Here is a 16,016-nt window from a genome sequence, read left to right as displayed (position 1 = left end):
GCAAAGCCCGACTGGTCCGCGATGAGCATTTTGCAGAAGCTGGTGCTTGCCTCGGGTTCGCCGCGCCGGATCGAGCTCTTGCAGCAGGCCGGCATCGAGCCGGACCGCGTGCTGCCGGCCGATGTCGACGAAACGCCGTTGCGTGCCGAGCATCCGCGCTCGCTGGCCAAGCGGCTGTCGAGGGAAAAGGCCGAGAAGGCGTTCGCCTCGCTGCAGACCGAAGCCGACTACGCGCCAGGTTTCGTGCTGGCCGCCGACACGGTGGTTGCCGTCGGACGGCGCATCCTGCCCAAGGCGGAAACCCTCGACGACGCTGCCAACTGCCTCGGGCTGTTGTCGGGCCGTTCGCACCGGGTCTATTCCGGCATCTGCCTGATCACCCCGGGTGGCAAGCTGCGCCAACGGCTGGTCGAGACGCGGGTGCGTTTCAAGCGGCTGCCGCGCGAAGAGATTGACGCCTATGTCGCCTCGGGCGAATGGCGCGGCAAAGCGGGTGGTTACGCCGTCCAGGGCCTCGCCGGCGCCTTCGTCGTCAAGCTGGTCGGCTCCTACACCAATATCGTTGGCCTGCCGCTCTATGAGACCGTCGCGCTGTTGAGCGGCGAGGGCTTCAAGGTGCATGGCGGCTGGCTGGCGGGACCCCGGCTGTGAATTCCGATCCCAAAGTCACGCCCTTGCGCCCGAAGCGCCCCTGCCCCGAATGCGGCAAGCCCTCGGCGCGCGACACCTTCCCGTTCTGCTCGACGCGCTGCAAGGACATCGACCTCAATCGCTGGCTGAAGGGCGCTTACGTCATCAAGGCTCGCGACGACGAGGAAGAAACGGACCCCGACGATTCGAAATGAGCCGGGCGCCGCCGATCAGGCGGCGGCCTCGCTCTTGCGGTTCGTCCGCGCCCAGGCAGGCAGCCAGTCACCGTGGGCGGCCAGGAGATCATCGACCAGGGACCAGATCTGGTCGAGATCGAGTTCGGCTGATGTGTGCGGGTCCATCATCGCCGCATGATAGATGTGCTCGCGGTTTTCCGTCATCAGCGCCCGCACCGTCAGTTCCTGCACGTTGATGTTGGTGCGCATCAGCGCGGTCAATTGCGGCGGCAGCTCGCCGATATAGGTCGGCTGGATGCCGGAGGCATCGACCAGGCACGGCACTTCGGCGGCACAATCGCGGGGCAGCGAGGTGATGCAGCCATTGTTGCGGACATTGCCGTAGATCACTGACGGCTCGCCGGTCCAGACCGAATTCATGATCGACGAGGCATATTCCTTGGACTGCTCGACTTCGATGCGATCGGCCGAGCGATAGGCCTCAGCCTGTCCCTTCCAGCGCTCGATCTGTTCGATGCAGCGCTTGGGATACTCATCCAGCGGGATGCCGTACTTCTCGATCAGGTCGGGGCGCCCTTCCTTGATGAAATAGGGCGTGTATTCGGCGAAATGTTCCGAGCTCTCGGTGACGAAATAGCCGAGCCGGGTCAGCATCTCGTAGCGCACCTTGTTGGGGCAGCGCGGGTTCCAGCCGGGCTTGGGCGCGCGGCCTTCGCGATAGGCGCGCACGAGATCTGGGTAGAGGTTGCGGTAGGAACCGTCCGGCTGGCGATGCTCGAACTTCAGGTAGAACGCCATGTGGTTGATGCCGGCCGAGCGATAGCGGATTTCTTCGTAGGGAATGTCGAGGTCTTCAGCCAGTTCCATCGCCGTGCCCTGCACCGAATGGCAGAGGCCGACCTGCCTGATGTCGGGATATTTCTCCGATATCGCCCAGGTGTTGATCGCCATCGGGTTGACATATTGCAGCATGATCGCCTGCGGGCAGACGGCGAGCATATCTTCACACACCTTCCACAGATGCGGCACGGTCCGGAGGCCCCGCATGATGCCGCCGACGCCCAGCGTGTCGGCGATCGTCTGGCGCAGGCCGTATTTCTTCGGCACCTCGAAGTCGGTGACCGTGCAGGGCTCATAGCCGCCGATCTGGAAGGCGACGACGACGAAATCGGCGTCGGCCAGTGCCTTGCGCTGGTCCGAATGGGTCTCGGTCTTCGCTTTGACACCGAGCGTCGCGATCAGCTTGTTGACGACGATGGCGCTCTCTTCCAGCCGCTGCGGATTGATGTCCATCAGCGCGATCGTCGCGCCCGAAAGCGACGGCCGCTGCAGCACGTCGCCGACAATGTTCTTCATGAACACCGTCGAGCCGGCGCCGATGAACGTGATCTTGGGATTTCTTGTCATGCTAACCTCCGGCACATTTTCAGGCCACGTCGAAAGCGGCCCTGACGAGCCGTTCGGTGTAGGCGGTCTTGGGATTGGACAGGACGTCGTCGACGGGACCCTGCTCGACGATCTTGCCGTTCTGCATGACGATCACGCGGTGGCACAGCGCGCGCACCACCTTGAGGTCGTGCGAGATGAAGAGGTAGCTGAGGCCGCGCTCGTCCTGCAGCTTGCGCAGGAGGTCAATGATCTGCGCCTGGACGGAGAGGTCGAGCGCCGATGTCGGCTCGTCGAGCAGGATGAATTCGGGTTCGAGCGCGATGGCCCGGGCGATGGCGATGCGCTGCCGCTGGCCGCCCGAGAATTCATGCGGAAACCGCGACAGTATATCGCCCGGCATGCCGGCGCTGACCAGCGCGTCGCGCACCCGTTCGACCCGCTCGCGCCGCGTCGCCCCTATGCTGTTGACGATCAGCCCTTCCTCGATGATCTGGCCGATCGTCATGCGCGGGTTGAGCGAGGAGAACGGATCCTGGAAGACGATCTGCATGCGCGAGCGCAGCGGCCGCATCTCGGCACGCGACAGGCCATGGATCGGCTTGCCGTCGAAATGGATCTCGCCGCGCTTGGCGTCGATCAACCGGAGCAAGGCCTGGCCGAAGGTGGTCTTGCCGGAGCCGGATTCGCCGACCAGCCCCAGCGTCTCATGGCGACAGAGTTTCAGGCCGAGATCTTCGACAGCGACCAACTCTCGCCAGTCCGGTTTCAGGAAGGTGCCGTGGCGCAGCATGAATGAGACGTGCACGCCGCTTGCCTCGAGGATGGTGCCGCAGCCCTCCGGAAGGGGTTTCGGCTGGCCATGCGGCTCTGAAGCCAGCAGCCGTCTCGTATAGGGGTGCTGTGGGTTGGCGAACAGCCGTTCGGTGACGTTGTGCTCGCACATTTCGCCATGCTGCATGACATAGACGTAGTCGGAGAACTGGCGCACCACGGTCAAGTCGTGGGTGATCAGGATCACCGCCATGCGCAGCTCTTTCTGCAGGCTGCGGATCAGGTTCAGGATCTGCGCCTGGACGGTGACATCGAGCGCTGTGGTTGGCTCATCGGCGATCAGCACATCGGGATTGTTGGCCAGCGCCATGGCGATCATCACCCGCTGGCGTTGCCCGCCAGAGAGCTGGTGCGGGTATTGCTTGAGCCGCGCGGCGGGATCGGGAATCTGCACATGCTGCAGAAGTTCCAGTGCGCGCGCCCAGGCCTGTTTGCGGCTGACCTTACGATGCACCCGGATCGCCTCGACGATCTGGCTGCCGACCGTATAGATCGGGTTGAGCGAGCTCATCGGCTCCTGGAAGATCATCGAGATGCGGTTGCCGCGCAGCTTGCGCCGGGCGCTCTCGGGAAATTTCAGGATGTTTTGCCCGTCATAGCAGACGCTCGATCCGGGGGACACGGTGGCGCGCCGCGATAGAAGGCCCATGACGGTGCGCGCCGTCACCGACTTGCCCGAACCGGATTCACCGACGATGGCGATCGTCTCGCCGCGATAGAGCTGAAACGAGATGTCCTTGACCGCGTCGACGACGCCATGCTCGACCTTGAAGGCCACGGCGACGTTGCGGGCATCGATGATCGGCTGGCCCTGGCGTCCGTCATGGTCGTGACGGACGGTTGGTGCGAAGGATTCGGCGAGCGCGACGGTCATCTCAGCACCTCAATAAGGGTCGACGGCGTCACGCAGGCCGTCGCCAAGCGCGTTGAAGGCAAAGACGGTGACGAGCACGAAACCGACCGGCGACAGGATCCACGGATAGGTGCCGATGACGGAATAGGTCGCGGTGTCCTGCAGCATCAGGCCCCACGAGATCAGCGGCGGCTTGACGGCGAAGCCGAGGAACCCGAGGAAGGATTCGAGCAGCACCACGGTCGGGATCGCCAGCGTCACGGCGACGATCACGTGGCTCATCACATTGGGGAAGATGTGCTGCATGATGATGCGCCGGTCGGTGGCGCCGACCGCCATGGCGGCGCGCACATACTCGATCCGCGCCAGCGCCAGCGTCTTGCCGCGCACCTCGCGCGACATCTGCGCCCAGCCCAAGGCCGACATGACGATGATGACGAAAGCCAGGAAGACGTTGGTGGGAGCGGTGACCGGGATCAGCGTCGTCAGCGCCAGATAGAGCGGCAGCTGCGGGAAGGCGAGCACCAGTTCGACGAAGCGCTGCATCCAGACATCGAACCTGCCGCCAAAATAGCCGGAGACCATGCCGACGGTGGTGCCGATGACGGTGATGATGAAGACGACCGTCAGCGCGATCATCAGCGAGACGCGCGAGCCATGGATGGCGCGCGACAGCACGTCACGGCCGAACTTGTCGGTGCCCAGGAAATGCACCGGCTGGCCGTCCAGCGAGCCGAACAGATGCCGGTCCGCCGGTAGGAGCCCGAACAGCTTGTAGGGCGCGCCATGCACGAAGAAACCAAGCAGCCTTGGATGGTCGTAGTCGGGACCGACGACGGGCTGGAAAGTGACCGGATCGAGGTCCGCCGAATCGGCCAGCGCATAGACCCTCGGCCGCGCGACGAAACCGCCATCTCTGTCATGGAAAACAGGCACCTGCGGAGGCGCGAAGCCGACATCCGTGACCTTCGGGTCCATTGGCGCGATGAACTCGGCGAACACGGCCATCAACAGCAGCAGCACGACGAGCCAGAGCCCGGCCATGCCGGTCCAGGAGCGCTTCAGCCGGCGCCAGACAAGCGCGATGTAGCTTTCGTTGCCATGCGCCGGTTTGGCGACGATGGGCCCTTCGGCCGGCAGCGGTGGAGGGGATGGATCGCGCGCCAGCATCTCAGCGCTCCCCGAACTGGCGCACGCGCGGATCGAGCAGGACGAGCAGCATGTCGGCGATGATGTTGCCGACGATCAGCGTCGCCGACAGCACCATCATGAAGGTGGCGGTGACATAGACGTCGCCGACAGCCATGGAGCCGACGATCGCCGGGCCGACCGTCGGCAGCGCGAAGATGATCGCCGTCTCGATCTCGCCGGTCAGCATGTAAGGCAGCACCACACCCTGATACATGATGAGCGGGTGCAGCGCGTTGGGTACGGCGTGGCGCATGACCACGGCGCTGCCGGTCAGCCCCTTGGCCCTGGCCGTTTCGACATATTGCGCGTTGAGCGTATCGAGCAGGTTGCCGCGCATGACGCGCATATTGTAGGCGAGCCCGCCGAAAGTCGCGATCGCCACCACCGGCCAGACATGCTTGACCAGGTCGACGAATTTGGCCCACGACCACGGCGCGCCACCATATTGCGGCGAGAAGAATGAGCCGATCTCCGACACGTTGAACTGGAACACCAGGAGATAGACGATGATCAGCGCCATCAGGAAGCGCGGCACCGTCATGCCGAGAAAAGAGATGGCCGACAGTGTCGAGTCGATCCAGGTGTATTGCCGGGTCGCCGCCCATATGCCGAATGTGATGCCCAGCACCGAGGCCAGCAGATGGCAAACCAGCGCCAGGAGAAGGGTGCGCGGCAGGCGCTCTCCGACCACGTCGGCGACCGGTTTGTTGTAGTACAGGCTGTAGCCGAAATCGCCGCGGGTGACGATGCTACCGATCCAGTTGAGATACTGGAGAGGCAGCGGCTTATCGAGACCATGCTCGATGCGATAGGCCTTTGCCTGCGCGTCGGCCTCGGCGAAGGAGGCTCCACCCTGGTTGATCGCCTGCGAGCGGATGTAGTCGGCATAATCGCCCGGCGGCGCCTGGATGATGGCAAAGGTGGCCAGGCTCAAAATGGCGAGGACCGGGATTGCCGACGCTATGCGCGTGAGCAGGAATCGCAGCATGGACGGTTCGTTTCCTTGTCTCGCCGATCGCGCCCTTGGTTGCGTCCGGAGGTTGGTTTGTCCGGCCGCGCCAGCGGCGCGGCCGGAGGTCTCTCAGTCAGGGAGGTAAACCTAATTCATCGGCCCCTTCTCTCCGGGTTTGCCGGGCAACTCCTCGGGGAACAATTCGTATTTCGCCTGCTTGTCGGCCGCGACAAAGACCCTTTCGCGGATGATCGAATCTTCGGCCCAGTTGAACATGAAGATCGGCGTGCCCTGCGGAATGTTCGAGAAGCGCTTGTTGACGATCAGCGCGCCGGGATATTCCGTCAGGCCGACATTGTAGACGTGCTCCGTCGAGATCTTCTGGAATTGTTTCATCAGGCTGGCACGCTGGTCGTTGTCCTGCGTCGAGACGAACTTGTTGACGATATCGACGAGATCCTTTTCGAACGGCATCACATCGACCTCGCCGTTCTCCGGCGCCCGATGGTCCCAGCTGGTGCGCGGGCCGACCGGGGCAAGCTGCACGGTGTTCTGCACCACCGACGTCAGTTCCTGTTCGTTGCGCCGGACCAGCCAATCGAAGCGGCCCGAATATTGGGAAGCGTCGCGCTGGGTGCCGTTGAGGCCATTGAGCACGACCCGAAGCCCGAGCTTTTCCATCTGGGCGACGACGCCTTCGGCAAGGCTCTTGTCGGTCGTGTAGTCGTTGTTGACCAGCATCACGATCTCGACATTCTTGCCGCCGGCGGTACCGTAAGGAAAATTCACGAAGCCGTCGCCATCCGTATCCTTGAGGCCGGCCTTGGCGAGTTCCGCCTTGGCGCCCTCAAGGTCGAAGGGGTAGTAGACCGTCGAAGCGCGGTCGTAGAAGCTGGTTCCTGACGAGAGGCCGCCGGGATAGATGGCGGTGAACGGCCCCTTGACCAGCGAGTCACCGAGCGCCTTGCGGTCGAGCGCCATGGTGACGGCCTTGCGGAAATCCTCGTTGCGGTTCAGCTCGCGGATCGCCTGGCCGCGTTCGTCCGGATTGCCCCAGCCATTGGCGGAAAAATTAAAGCGCAGATTGTAGCCGATGAGCCGCGGGCCGAAAGCAAGACGGGCCGGTGCGTTCGCCTCTGCCGCACGCTTCAGCGAGGCGACGAAGTTTTCCGGCTGCTCCAGATTGGAAAAATCGGCCGCGCCGGCCACCGCCTGGACGTCGCGATCGGCCCAGGTCGACAGCTTGTAGTGCAGTTCGTTGAGATAGGGCAGCTGGTTACCCTTCTCGTCGACCTTCCAGTAATAGGGATTGCGGCGCATGACGATGATGTCGTCCGGCCGGTATTCGACCGGGACCCAGCCACCCATCACCGGCATGTTCATGAATTCCGGCGGGAAGGCATTCTTGAACTGATCGTAGGTGTTCTTCGAGTATTTCGGATGCTGCGGCTTCAGGATGTGCGCGGGGCCAGGACAGAAAGTGCCGTAGGCCATGGCATACAGATACTGCTTCGGGAAGGCATCGTTGAAGGTCCATTCGACGGTGTAGTCGTCGACCTTCTTTAGCGTCGTGCCGACGCCGAAGGTTTCCGGCGTGGCGCCGTTCAGCGGCGAGACGTTGGGATCGACCACCTCGTCGTCCCAGTAGAACATGACGTCGTCGGCATTGAACGGCACGCCGTCCGACCACTTCGCTCCTTCGATGAGGTGCATGGTCAGGTTGTGGCCATCGCTCGACCAATCCCAGCTCCTGGCCAGGTTCGGCAGCGGCTCGGTGTCCTTGGCCTCGACCTGGAACAGCGGGGCGGTGCGCGTCAGGCATTCGGAGAGGCCGATGTCGATGCCGCCCCAGCCTTGCGTCTGACCGGCGCCGTAGTTCCAGCCTTCCGGCCGCCCGCCGATGACGTGGCGCATCGTATCGCCATAGACCCCGATGCCGTCCTGCATGTTGCCCTTCTTGAAGACCAGCGGCTCCTTCGGCAGCCTGTCTTTCACCGGCGGCAGCTTGCCGGTCTTGACGTATTTCTCGGTGACCCAGTCGGGCTCGTGATATTCGGGGAGCGCCTTGAACTCCAGGATCGAGTCTCGCGCGACATAGTTGATCTTGCCTTCGGCGGGAAACGGTGTCGGCGCCGGCGGAACCGTCGGTTCGGAAGCGTAAGCACCGAGTGCCGAGACCGAGACGCTCAGCGTCAGTCCGGCAGCAAGGCCGATATTGCGGAAATTCCTCACGGTCTCTCTCCCTCTTGTTTGTCCGGAGCGTTTGCACCCGCTCCGCCTCTCCTCGAATTCAAACGGCTTCGTGGCAGTGGATCCGCCTCCCATGGATCCACCATCACCGCATGAATTTCCAGCCGGCCCGTCTCAGCCGGCTCGTCTCAGCCGGCTTGCTTCAGCGCGGCTTGTTCGGCGCGTAATTCCTCGATCGAGCGAACGCTGCGCCGTGCGGCGCCCGCCCACTCGCGGGTCTTCACCTGAGATGTCGACAGCCGCTCGCTGGCGGCCGGGACCGCATGGGCATATTGCGGCAGCCAGGCCGCCTGGGCGACGACCATTTCGTCGACCATCTGCCAGACCTCCTCCGGCGTCGAAACCGCGCCGACCAGCGGGTCATGCAGCACGGCGAGCTTCAGAAGATCGATGTCGCCTGATATCGCGGCATGCACCGACATGCGCTGGACGTTGATCGAAGCGATGCAGGTGGCGGCGCAGGCCTCCGGCAACGTGATGCCGGCGGCCATGTTGATGCCAAAACGGTCGACGAAGCCGGGCGACTCGATGATGGCATCCTGCGGCAGGTTGGTGATCACGCCATTGTTCTTGACGTTGAAGTGGCCGCGATAGACCCGGTTGGTCTCCAGCGCCTCCAATATGTGGCTGGCATGCTCGTTGGAGCGCTTCGCCCGGTCGATCGGCTTTGACGCCGCTTCGAGGAACTGCGGATATTCCGTCTCGAACCAGTTGCGGGTTTCGGTGGAGTAGCGCAGATAGCCGCCTGTCTCGCCGTGAATCCAGTCGGACATATCGATCCAGCGCGTGATCTCGTCGGGACGTTTGCGGTACCAGGGCAGATATTCGGAAAGATGGCCGTTGCTTTCGGTCGAGTAGACGCCGAAGCGCTTCAGAACGTCGATGCGCAGTTTCTCCTGCTGCGAATAGACCGGATGCGCCTCGAAGGCAGCCACCAGTTCGTCCTTGCCAATGGGGCGGCCGTTCAGGCGCAGGTCGATGAACCAGGTCTGGTGGTTGATGCCGGAACAGACATAATCGAGCTCCTGCGTGGACTTGGCGCCCAGCACCTCGGCGATCTGTTCGGCGCCGTGCTGGACGCCGTGGCAGAGCCCGACAGTGTCGACCTTGCCGTATTCGATCGCCGCCCAGGTGTTCATCGCCATCGGGTTGGCGTAGTTCAGGAATTTGACGTTCGTCTCGGCGACCTCGCGCATGTCCTTGCAGAAATCCAGGATCACCGGGATGTTGCGCTGGCCATAGAGAATGCCGCCGGCGCAGATCGTATCGCCGACGCATTGGTCGATGCCGTATTTCAGGGGAATGCGGATATCGTCGGCATAGGCTTCGAGACCGCCGACCCTCACGCAACTGATGACGTAGCGTGCGCCTTCGAGCGCCTTGCGGCGGTCGGTCGTCGCCGTCACCCTGGTCGGCAACCTATTTGCCTCGACGATCCTGTCGAGGATCGCCTTGATCATCTGAAGGTTGTGCTCGCTTACATCGGTGAGCGCAAATTCGATGTCCTTGAATTCGGGCACGCACAGGATGTCGGTGAACAATTTCTTGGTGAAGCCGACACTGCCGGCGCCGATGATAGCGATTTTGAAACTCACCAGCCGCACCTCATTCCATTTCGAATTGCAGGCAAGGAATGACAATGGGAAGCTGTTGCCACATGCCGTGGCATGTGTGCAGGACAAGCCGGAAACCGGCTCGCCAACCTCCCTGTCCGCTCCTCGACTGCGGATCTCTCTCGCTTTTCGACGGCGATTATGCGCTTATTCGCGAGCGCGACCAGAGAAGGATTATGCTTTCAAGGGTAATTTTGTGCTGCAGGATTTGATAAACAACGGACAGTCGATGCGCACGATCTCGCTGCCGCGCGGCCGCCAGCGCCTGCACGCCATGCCGACGAGCACGGGCTATGAAGTGCGCGAGGACGAGATCTACGACTGGGATGGGCGCAGGCGCGGCCAGACGCCGTTCACCGTGCTCCAGCACACGATCAGCGGAACCGGCCGGCTGCGCTACGAGAACCGCAATTACCGCCTGCAGAAGAACGACACATTGCTGGTGCTGGTGCCGCACAACCACCGCTACTGGCTGGCTGGAGACGAGCGCTGGGAATATTTCTGGATTTCGATGAACGGCGAGGAGGCGCTGCGCATCCACAAGTCGATCCTCAGCGTCTCGGGTCCTGTATTTCGGCTGCAGCCGGCAACGATCGATCATCTTGCCGATTGCAGTCTGCGCCTGATCAAAGGCGCTGCTTCGCCGGGTGCCGCTTCGGCGGTCGCCTACGAGGCTGCGATGGCGCTCTATGACGATGTCTTCGGCTCCCATGCCTTTGCCGAAAAACAGAGCGCCATGCAGCCGGTCATCGATCACATCAATGCCAATCTCGACAGGCCGCTGCCGGTGGCGGACCTGGTCCAGATCAGCGGCCTCAGCCGGGCCCATTTCTCACGCTGTTTTGCTGAAAGCGAAGGCTTGCCGCCTGCCGAGTTCGTGCTGCAGCAGCGTCTGCAACGCGCGGCGAAGCTGCTGACCAAGGCGGATTTTCTGCCGGTGAAGGAGGTCGCCATCCTGTGCGGCTTCGAGGACGCGAACTATTTTTCAAAAGTCTTCCGCCGCTGCTACGGCATCACGCCGAGCCAATTCCGCACCACCGGCATGTATGCCAATTTGCGGACACCGGCGAGGCGTGGCGTCAGGGCGCCTGATGACGAGACCTGACGCCGCGACGGTTAAGCCGGCAGCCAGCTAGGCAGCGCGCCGACTGCCGCCATCCAGCCATTCGAGATCGGCTTGCGACAGCGTGATGTCGAGAGCGCGCAGGCTGTCGTCCAACTCGTCCAGCGTGCGTGGCCCGATTAGCGGGATGGATGGGAAGGGCTGAGCGAGCACATAGGCCAGCGCAATATGAATCGGGCTCTTGCCCAGTCTCGCGGCAAGTTCGACCGCCCGGTCGCGGCGGCCGAAATTCCGCTCGGAGTACCAGACCCGCACCAGTTCCTCATTGTCTTGCTTGTCTCGACCTGCGCGATCGGTGAAGAAGCCGCGCCCCTGACTCGACCAGGCGAAATTCGGCATCTGCCTGGATGTCAGCCAGGCCTTCCATGGATCCGTGGAGGACGTGACGCAGCCTGCCCAGATCGGCTCCAGCATTTCAGCCAGCGAGAAATTGTTGGACAGCGCGCCGGGCTTTTGCTTGCCGGTACGCTCGGCATAGGCAATTGCCTCATCCATGCGTTCCATCGTCCAATTCGAGCCGCCGAACGGGCCGCGGATGCGGCCGGCCTTGACCTCACGATCCATCGCATCGACGAATTCGCCGACCGGCACATCGGGATTGTCGCGGTGCATGAAATAGACATCGACATGATCGGTCTGCAGGCGTTCGAGCGTCTGGTCGAGCTGCTTGCCGATCACATCGGGATAGCAGAGCGGCGAATGCGCGCCCTTGGCGATGACCACCGATTGCGCGCGTACGCCACGGTTTTTCAACCACTCGCCAAGCAGCTTCTCGGTATAGCCGCCGCCATAGACATAGCCGGTGTCGAAGAGATTGCCGCCGGCCTCGAAAAAGGCATCGAGCAGGATCGAGCCTGAGGAAAAGGTACGGAAATCCTCGAAGCCGAGCGCCACCACCGATGCCGGCTTCGACAGGCCAGGAATGGTGCGCTTGGCGATCGCCGTGCCGCCGGACCGCAAAGGCCGGCCGGAGATGGTGTTGGTGCGCTGCGCGGCTTTCTCGATCCCGTATTCCAGGCCGGCTGCCGCCCGCCATTTGTCCAGCACGCGCAAGGTGCCGAGGCTTTCCGCCCACGCCATGCCAGGCCATGCGAATTCTTGGTCGCCGGCACGGATGGCGTCGCCGGCTGCGTCGACCTCGAAGGAATAGACATGGCGCTTCTCTTCGACGCTAATGGTCTCGCGCGCGCCGGTGGATGCGATGATGTCGATTCGGCCGAGGCCGACGTCGCGGTTGCCGCCGGCGAACCAGAAGTCCGGCACTTCGATACGGCCCTTTGTGCCCAGGACGCGCAGCACATTGTCCTGGTTGAGCGAAATGCTGCAGGAGACTTCGGCGACAATGCCGCCTGGGAAATGCAGCAGCGCGGACGCCCATTCGTCGACGCCGGACTGGCCCAGATGGGCGGTGCCGACCACCTTGTCCGGCTCAGCGAAAGGTTGTCCGAGCGCCGCGCCGGCAATCAGCCGAACCATCGAGACGGGATAGCCGCCGACATCGAGAATGCCGCCGCCGGCGAGATCGTTGGCATAGAGCCGGTGCTGCGGCATGAAGCCCGGCATGGCGAAGCCGAAGCTCGATTTGATCATCCTGATCTCGCCGATGACACCGGACCTGATCAGGTCCACCAGCTTCAGCGTCTGCGGGTGCAGCCGGTACATGAAGGCTTCGCCGAGGAATGTGCCGGCCTTGCGCGCGGCATGCATCATGGCGTCGGCTTCGAAGGCGGTCAGCGCAAGCGGCTTTTCGCACAGCACATGCTTTCCGGCCTCAGCCGCCTTGATCGCCCATTGCGCATGACCGGGATGCGGTATCGAAATGTAGATGGCATCGATGTCGGGATCGGCGAGCAGCGCGTCGTAGCCGTCGAGAATGCGGGCGCCAGGAAAACTCTCGGCGAGGCCGGGCTTGGCGGGATTTCGCGCGCCGATGGCGACCAGCTTTCCGGTGCGCGAAGCGGCCACGCCACCGGCAAAGGACTGGGCGATGCTGCCCGGGCCGAGGATGCCCCAGCGAATGGGCGTGGTTGCAGTCATTGTCATTCTCCTTGAAGGCTGGAAAGGGCCGGCGGTCAGCGCAGCCGCAGTCCTTTTTCGTCGAACAGGTAGGATTTGCGGATGGAAACGGTGATCTCTGATGTGTCGGGAACCTTCGTCGCGTCGCGCTGGATCACCACGTCGTCACCGTTGGCCGTTCTGGCGTAGAGGAAACTTGTGCCGCCCAGGTGCTCGACCACGTCGATGGCAACCACGAGGTCGGCGTCGCCCTCTCCGGCATTGCCGAAATGTTCGGGCCGCACGCCGACAATGACCTTGCTGCCGATTTTTGGGCTGCCCATTTCAGGTGCAGCGCCGGTCAGCGGTTGCGTGATGCAGGTCTTCTCCTGACCCGCTAGCTCGACCACGACACCACGCGCATCGTGCCCGACGACCCGGCCTTTGATGAAGTTCATCTTCGGCGAGCCGACAAAGCCCGCGACGAACTGATTGTCGGGGTTGTCGTAGAGATCGAGCGGCCGGCCGATCTGCTCGATATGGCCGGCGCGCATCACGACGATCCTGTCGGCGAGCGTCATCGCCTCGGTCTGGTCGTGCGTGACATAGATCATTGTCGTGCCGAGCTCCTTGTGCAGCCGGGAGATCTCGACGCGCATCTGGACGCGCAATTCGGCGTCGAGGTTGGAGAGCGGCTCGTCGAACAGGAACACCTGCGGTTCGCGCACGATGGCGCGGCCGATGGCGACGCGCTGGCGCTGTCCCCCGGAGAGTTTTTTCGGGCGCCTGTCCATCAATTCGCTGATGCGCAGGATCTCGGCCGCCCGCTTCACCCGCCGTTCGGTGTCGGCCTTTGGATTGCCGGTCATGCGCAAGCCGAAAGAGAGGTTCTGTTCGACGCTCATATGCGGATAGAGCGCGTAGGACTGGAACACCATGGCGATGCCACGGTCGGCCGGCTCGACATCGTTGACCATCTTGCCGCCGATGGCGATCTCGCCGCCGCTGATGTCCTCGAGCCCGGCGATCATCCTGAGCAGCGTCGATTTTCCGCAGCCGGAGGGCCCGACGAAGACGACGAACTCGCCGTCCTTGATGTCGATGCTGGCGCCATGGACGACCTCGAAGACACCGAAGCGCTTGACGACATTGTTGAGCGTGACCGTTGCCATGCTGCCCCTTACTTGACCGCGCCGGCGGCGATGCCGGCGATGAAATGGCGCTGCAGCAGCACGAAGACGACGAGCATCGGCACCGTCAGCATCACCGCGCCCGCCATGATGCCGCCCCATGACACCTTGGTGAGGCCGATCAGCGTGCCGAGCGCCACCGGCGCCGTCATCGAACCCGGCTGGCTGTTGATCAAAAGCGGCCACAGATAATTGTTCCAGGAGGCGAGGAACAGGATGATGGCGAGTGCGGCCAGCATCGGCCGCGCCAAAGGCAGCGCGACGAAGAGGAAGATGCGCCATTCCTTGACGCCTTCGACGCGCGCAGCATCGAAGAGGTCGTCCGGCATCATCGAAAAACTCTGCCGCATGAACAGCACGCCGAGCGAATTGAACAGCGGCGGCACGATCAGCGCCACCCAGGTGTTGGCGAGCTTGAAGTCGCGCGCCACCATGATGAATTGCGGGATCAGCACGACCGCATAGGGAAGCGTGATGGTGCCGAGGATGATGGCGACAACCACGCCCTTGCCGAAGAACTGGTAGCGGGCCAGCGCCCAGCCGGCCATCGACGTCAGCAGCACCGACAGGATGGTGTAGGTCACCGCCACCGAGACCGAAATGCCGATGGCGCCGACGAAGTTCGTGTCACGCTGCAGATTGTTGAAATTGTCGATGAAATTGCCGTGCGGCAAAAGCTCGATGCCGGGGCTGAAGATGCCGTTGTCCGGCATGGTCGAGAACACCACCATCATCCACAGCGGAAACAGCCAGATCAGCGCCAATGGCGTCAGGAACAGATGCAGAGCGATGCTGCGTCCCAGTCTGGCGGAGGAGCGCGAACTCATTTCGGTTCCCTCGTCAGCCACAGCTGCGCCAGCGTGATGGCGATCGCCAGCCCGGCCATGGTGTAGGCGACGGCCGACGCATAGCCGAAATTGAGCGACCTAAAACCCTGGCGATAGAGCAGCAGGCCAAGCGTCTCCGTACCGCCGCCAGGTCCGCCGCGTTCGGTGATCAGGAACGGCTCGGTGAACAGCTGCATGGTGCCGATGATCGACAGCACAAGACAGAATACGATGACCGGCTTCAAGAGCGGCAGGGTGATGTAGAAGAACTGCTTGAGCTTGCTGACGCGGTCGAGCGTCGCCGCTTCGTAGACATCTTCGGGAATGGACTGCATGCCGGCGAGCAGGATGATGGCGTTGTAGCCGGCCCAGCGCCAGGTCACCGCGATCATGATCAGCGCCATCGCCGGCGTGACGTTGGAAAACCAGTCGATCTTGGGCAGGCCGATGCTGTTCAACAGCTTGTTGATGATGCCGAAATCGAGGTTGAACATCAGCCGGAACACCGCCGAATAGGCGACCTCGCCGACCACCACCGGGGCGAAGAAGGCAAAGCGGTAGAGGCCGCGCGCCTTCAAGAGCGGCGAGTTCAACAGCACCGCCATGACAAGCGCCAGCGAGATCATCACCGGCACCTGGATGACAAGGATGAGCAGCGTGTTCTTCAGGGCGTTGAAGAAGGCCGGATCGCCGATCAACCGGCCCCAGTTGAAGCTCGGCGCGAACCGCCACGGCACGGTGCGCGTCGCCTGGAAGGAGATCATGAAGGAGCTGATGATCGGCCACACCCAGAAGATCGCGAAGATCAGCAGATAGGGCGTGAGGAAGCGATAGGCCGTGGCGTTGCGATTGCGCATTTTTGCCTCCTTCCCTTTTGCTTTCCGCCCGTTCGGGTGGCCTGTCGGTATTCAATCTTCGAGGTCTGCGCCGCCCCTCACCTGCCTGCCGGCATCCTCTCCCCGTATAGTGACGGGG

General features: G+C 62.9%; 13 protein-coding genes. 3 read left to right on the top strand and 10 right to left on the bottom strand.

Annotated features, from left to right (window positions below; translation table 11 throughout):
* Window positions 1-21 precede the first annotated feature (21 nt).
* Window positions 22-651, top strand: coding sequence for a Maf-like protein (locus EOB80_RS16845; RefSeq protein WP_127319552.1), 630 nt, complete (start codon window positions 22-24; stop codon window positions 649-651).
* Entirely contained in the window at window positions 648-845 is a 198-nt protein-coding gene (gene yacG / locus EOB80_RS16840; RefSeq protein WP_127269085.1) for a DNA gyrase inhibitor YacG, read from the top strand. The genes EOB80_RS16845 and yacG overlap by 4 nt, the downstream gene beginning before the upstream one ends.
* A 15-nt stretch (window positions 846-860) precedes the next feature.
* On the opposite strand, the gene EOB80_RS16835 is transcribed toward yacG, so the two are convergent.
* From EOB80_RS16835 to EOB80_RS16810, 6 genes are all read right to left on the bottom strand, one after another.
* Window positions 861-2,234, bottom strand: a complete 1,374-nt coding sequence (locus EOB80_RS16835) for an alpha-glucosidase/alpha-galactosidase (RefSeq protein ID WP_127328662.1) — start codon at window positions 2,232-2,234, stop codon at window positions 861-863.
* Between the two features lie 19 nt (window positions 2,235-2,253).
* Complete coding sequence (locus tag EOB80_RS16830; RefSeq protein ID WP_127328661.1) at window positions 2,254-3,921, bottom strand: ABC transporter ATP-binding protein; 1,668 nt, start codon at window positions 3,919-3,921, stop codon at window positions 2,254-2,256.
* Window positions 3,922-3,930: 9 nt separating this feature from the next.
* On the bottom strand, window positions 3,931-5,070 hold the full coding sequence (locus EOB80_RS16825) for an ABC transporter permease (RefSeq protein ID WP_127328660.1): 1,140 nt from the start codon (window positions 5,068-5,070) through the stop codon (window positions 3,931-3,933).
* Between the two features lies 1 nt (window position 5,071).
* A complete protein-coding gene (locus EOB80_RS16820; protein WP_127328659.1) occupies window positions 5,072-6,079 on the bottom strand; it encodes an ABC transporter permease in 1,008 nt (335 codons plus the stop codon).
* A gap of 111 nt (window positions 6,080-6,190) precedes the next feature.
* Window positions 6,191-8,275: an ABC transporter substrate-binding protein gene (locus EOB80_RS16815; protein ID WP_127328658.1), complete on the bottom strand. Its 2,085-nt coding sequence runs from the start codon at window positions 8,273-8,275 to the stop codon at window positions 6,191-6,193.
* A 146-nt stretch (window positions 8,276-8,421) separates the two neighbouring features.
* Complete coding sequence (locus EOB80_RS16810; RefSeq protein ID WP_127328657.1) at window positions 8,422-9,888, bottom strand: alpha-glucosidase/alpha-galactosidase; 1,467 nt, start codon at window positions 9,886-9,888, stop codon at window positions 8,422-8,424.
* A gap of 247 nt (window positions 9,889-10,135) precedes the next feature.
* Here EOB80_RS16810 and EOB80_RS16805 point away from each other — a divergent pair, with 247 nt between their 5' ends.
* Window positions 10,136-11,011, top strand: coding sequence for an AraC family transcriptional regulator (locus EOB80_RS16805; RefSeq protein ID WP_127319538.1), 876 nt, complete (start codon window positions 10,136-10,138; stop codon window positions 11,009-11,011).
* A 27-nt stretch (window positions 11,012-11,038) separates the two neighbouring features.
* Here the strand turns inward: EOB80_RS16805 and EOB80_RS16800 are convergent, their stop codons facing one another.
* Genes EOB80_RS16800 through EOB80_RS16785 form a run of 4 tightly spaced genes read right to left on the bottom strand, consistent with a single transcriptional unit; the run spans window position 11,039 to window position 15,898 of the window.
* The gene (locus EOB80_RS16800) at window positions 11,039-13,066 is read right to left on the bottom strand and encodes an aldo/keto reductase (RefSeq protein WP_127328656.1); all 2,028 of its coding nucleotides are present in this window, start codon (window positions 13,064-13,066) and stop codon (window positions 11,039-11,041) included.
* 35 nt (window positions 13,067-13,101) lie between these two features.
* Window positions 13,102-14,196 (bottom strand): sn-glycerol-3-phosphate ABC transporter ATP-binding protein UgpC, encoded by a 1,095-nt coding sequence (gene ugpC, locus EOB80_RS16795; RefSeq protein WP_127328655.1) that lies wholly within the window; start codon window positions 14,194-14,196, stop codon window positions 13,102-13,104.
* A gap of 8 nt (window positions 14,197-14,204) precedes the next feature.
* Entirely contained in the window at window positions 14,205-15,041 is an 837-nt protein-coding gene (locus tag EOB80_RS16790) for a carbohydrate ABC transporter permease (protein ID WP_127256867.1), read from the bottom strand.
* Window positions 15,038-15,898, bottom strand: coding sequence for a sugar ABC transporter permease (locus EOB80_RS16785; protein ID WP_127328654.1), 861 nt, complete (start codon window positions 15,896-15,898; stop codon window positions 15,038-15,040). The genes EOB80_RS16790 and EOB80_RS16785 overlap by 4 nt, the downstream gene beginning before the upstream one ends.
* Between the last annotated feature and the right edge of the window lie 118 nt (window positions 15,899-16,016).

This window comes from Mesorhizobium sp. M7A.F.Ca.MR.245.00.0.0, from assembly GCF_003997415.1.
Lineage (GTDB): Bacteria > Pseudomonadota > Alphaproteobacteria > Rhizobiales > Rhizobiaceae > Mesorhizobium.
This window is presented reverse-complemented; position numbering and strand designations above follow the sequence as displayed.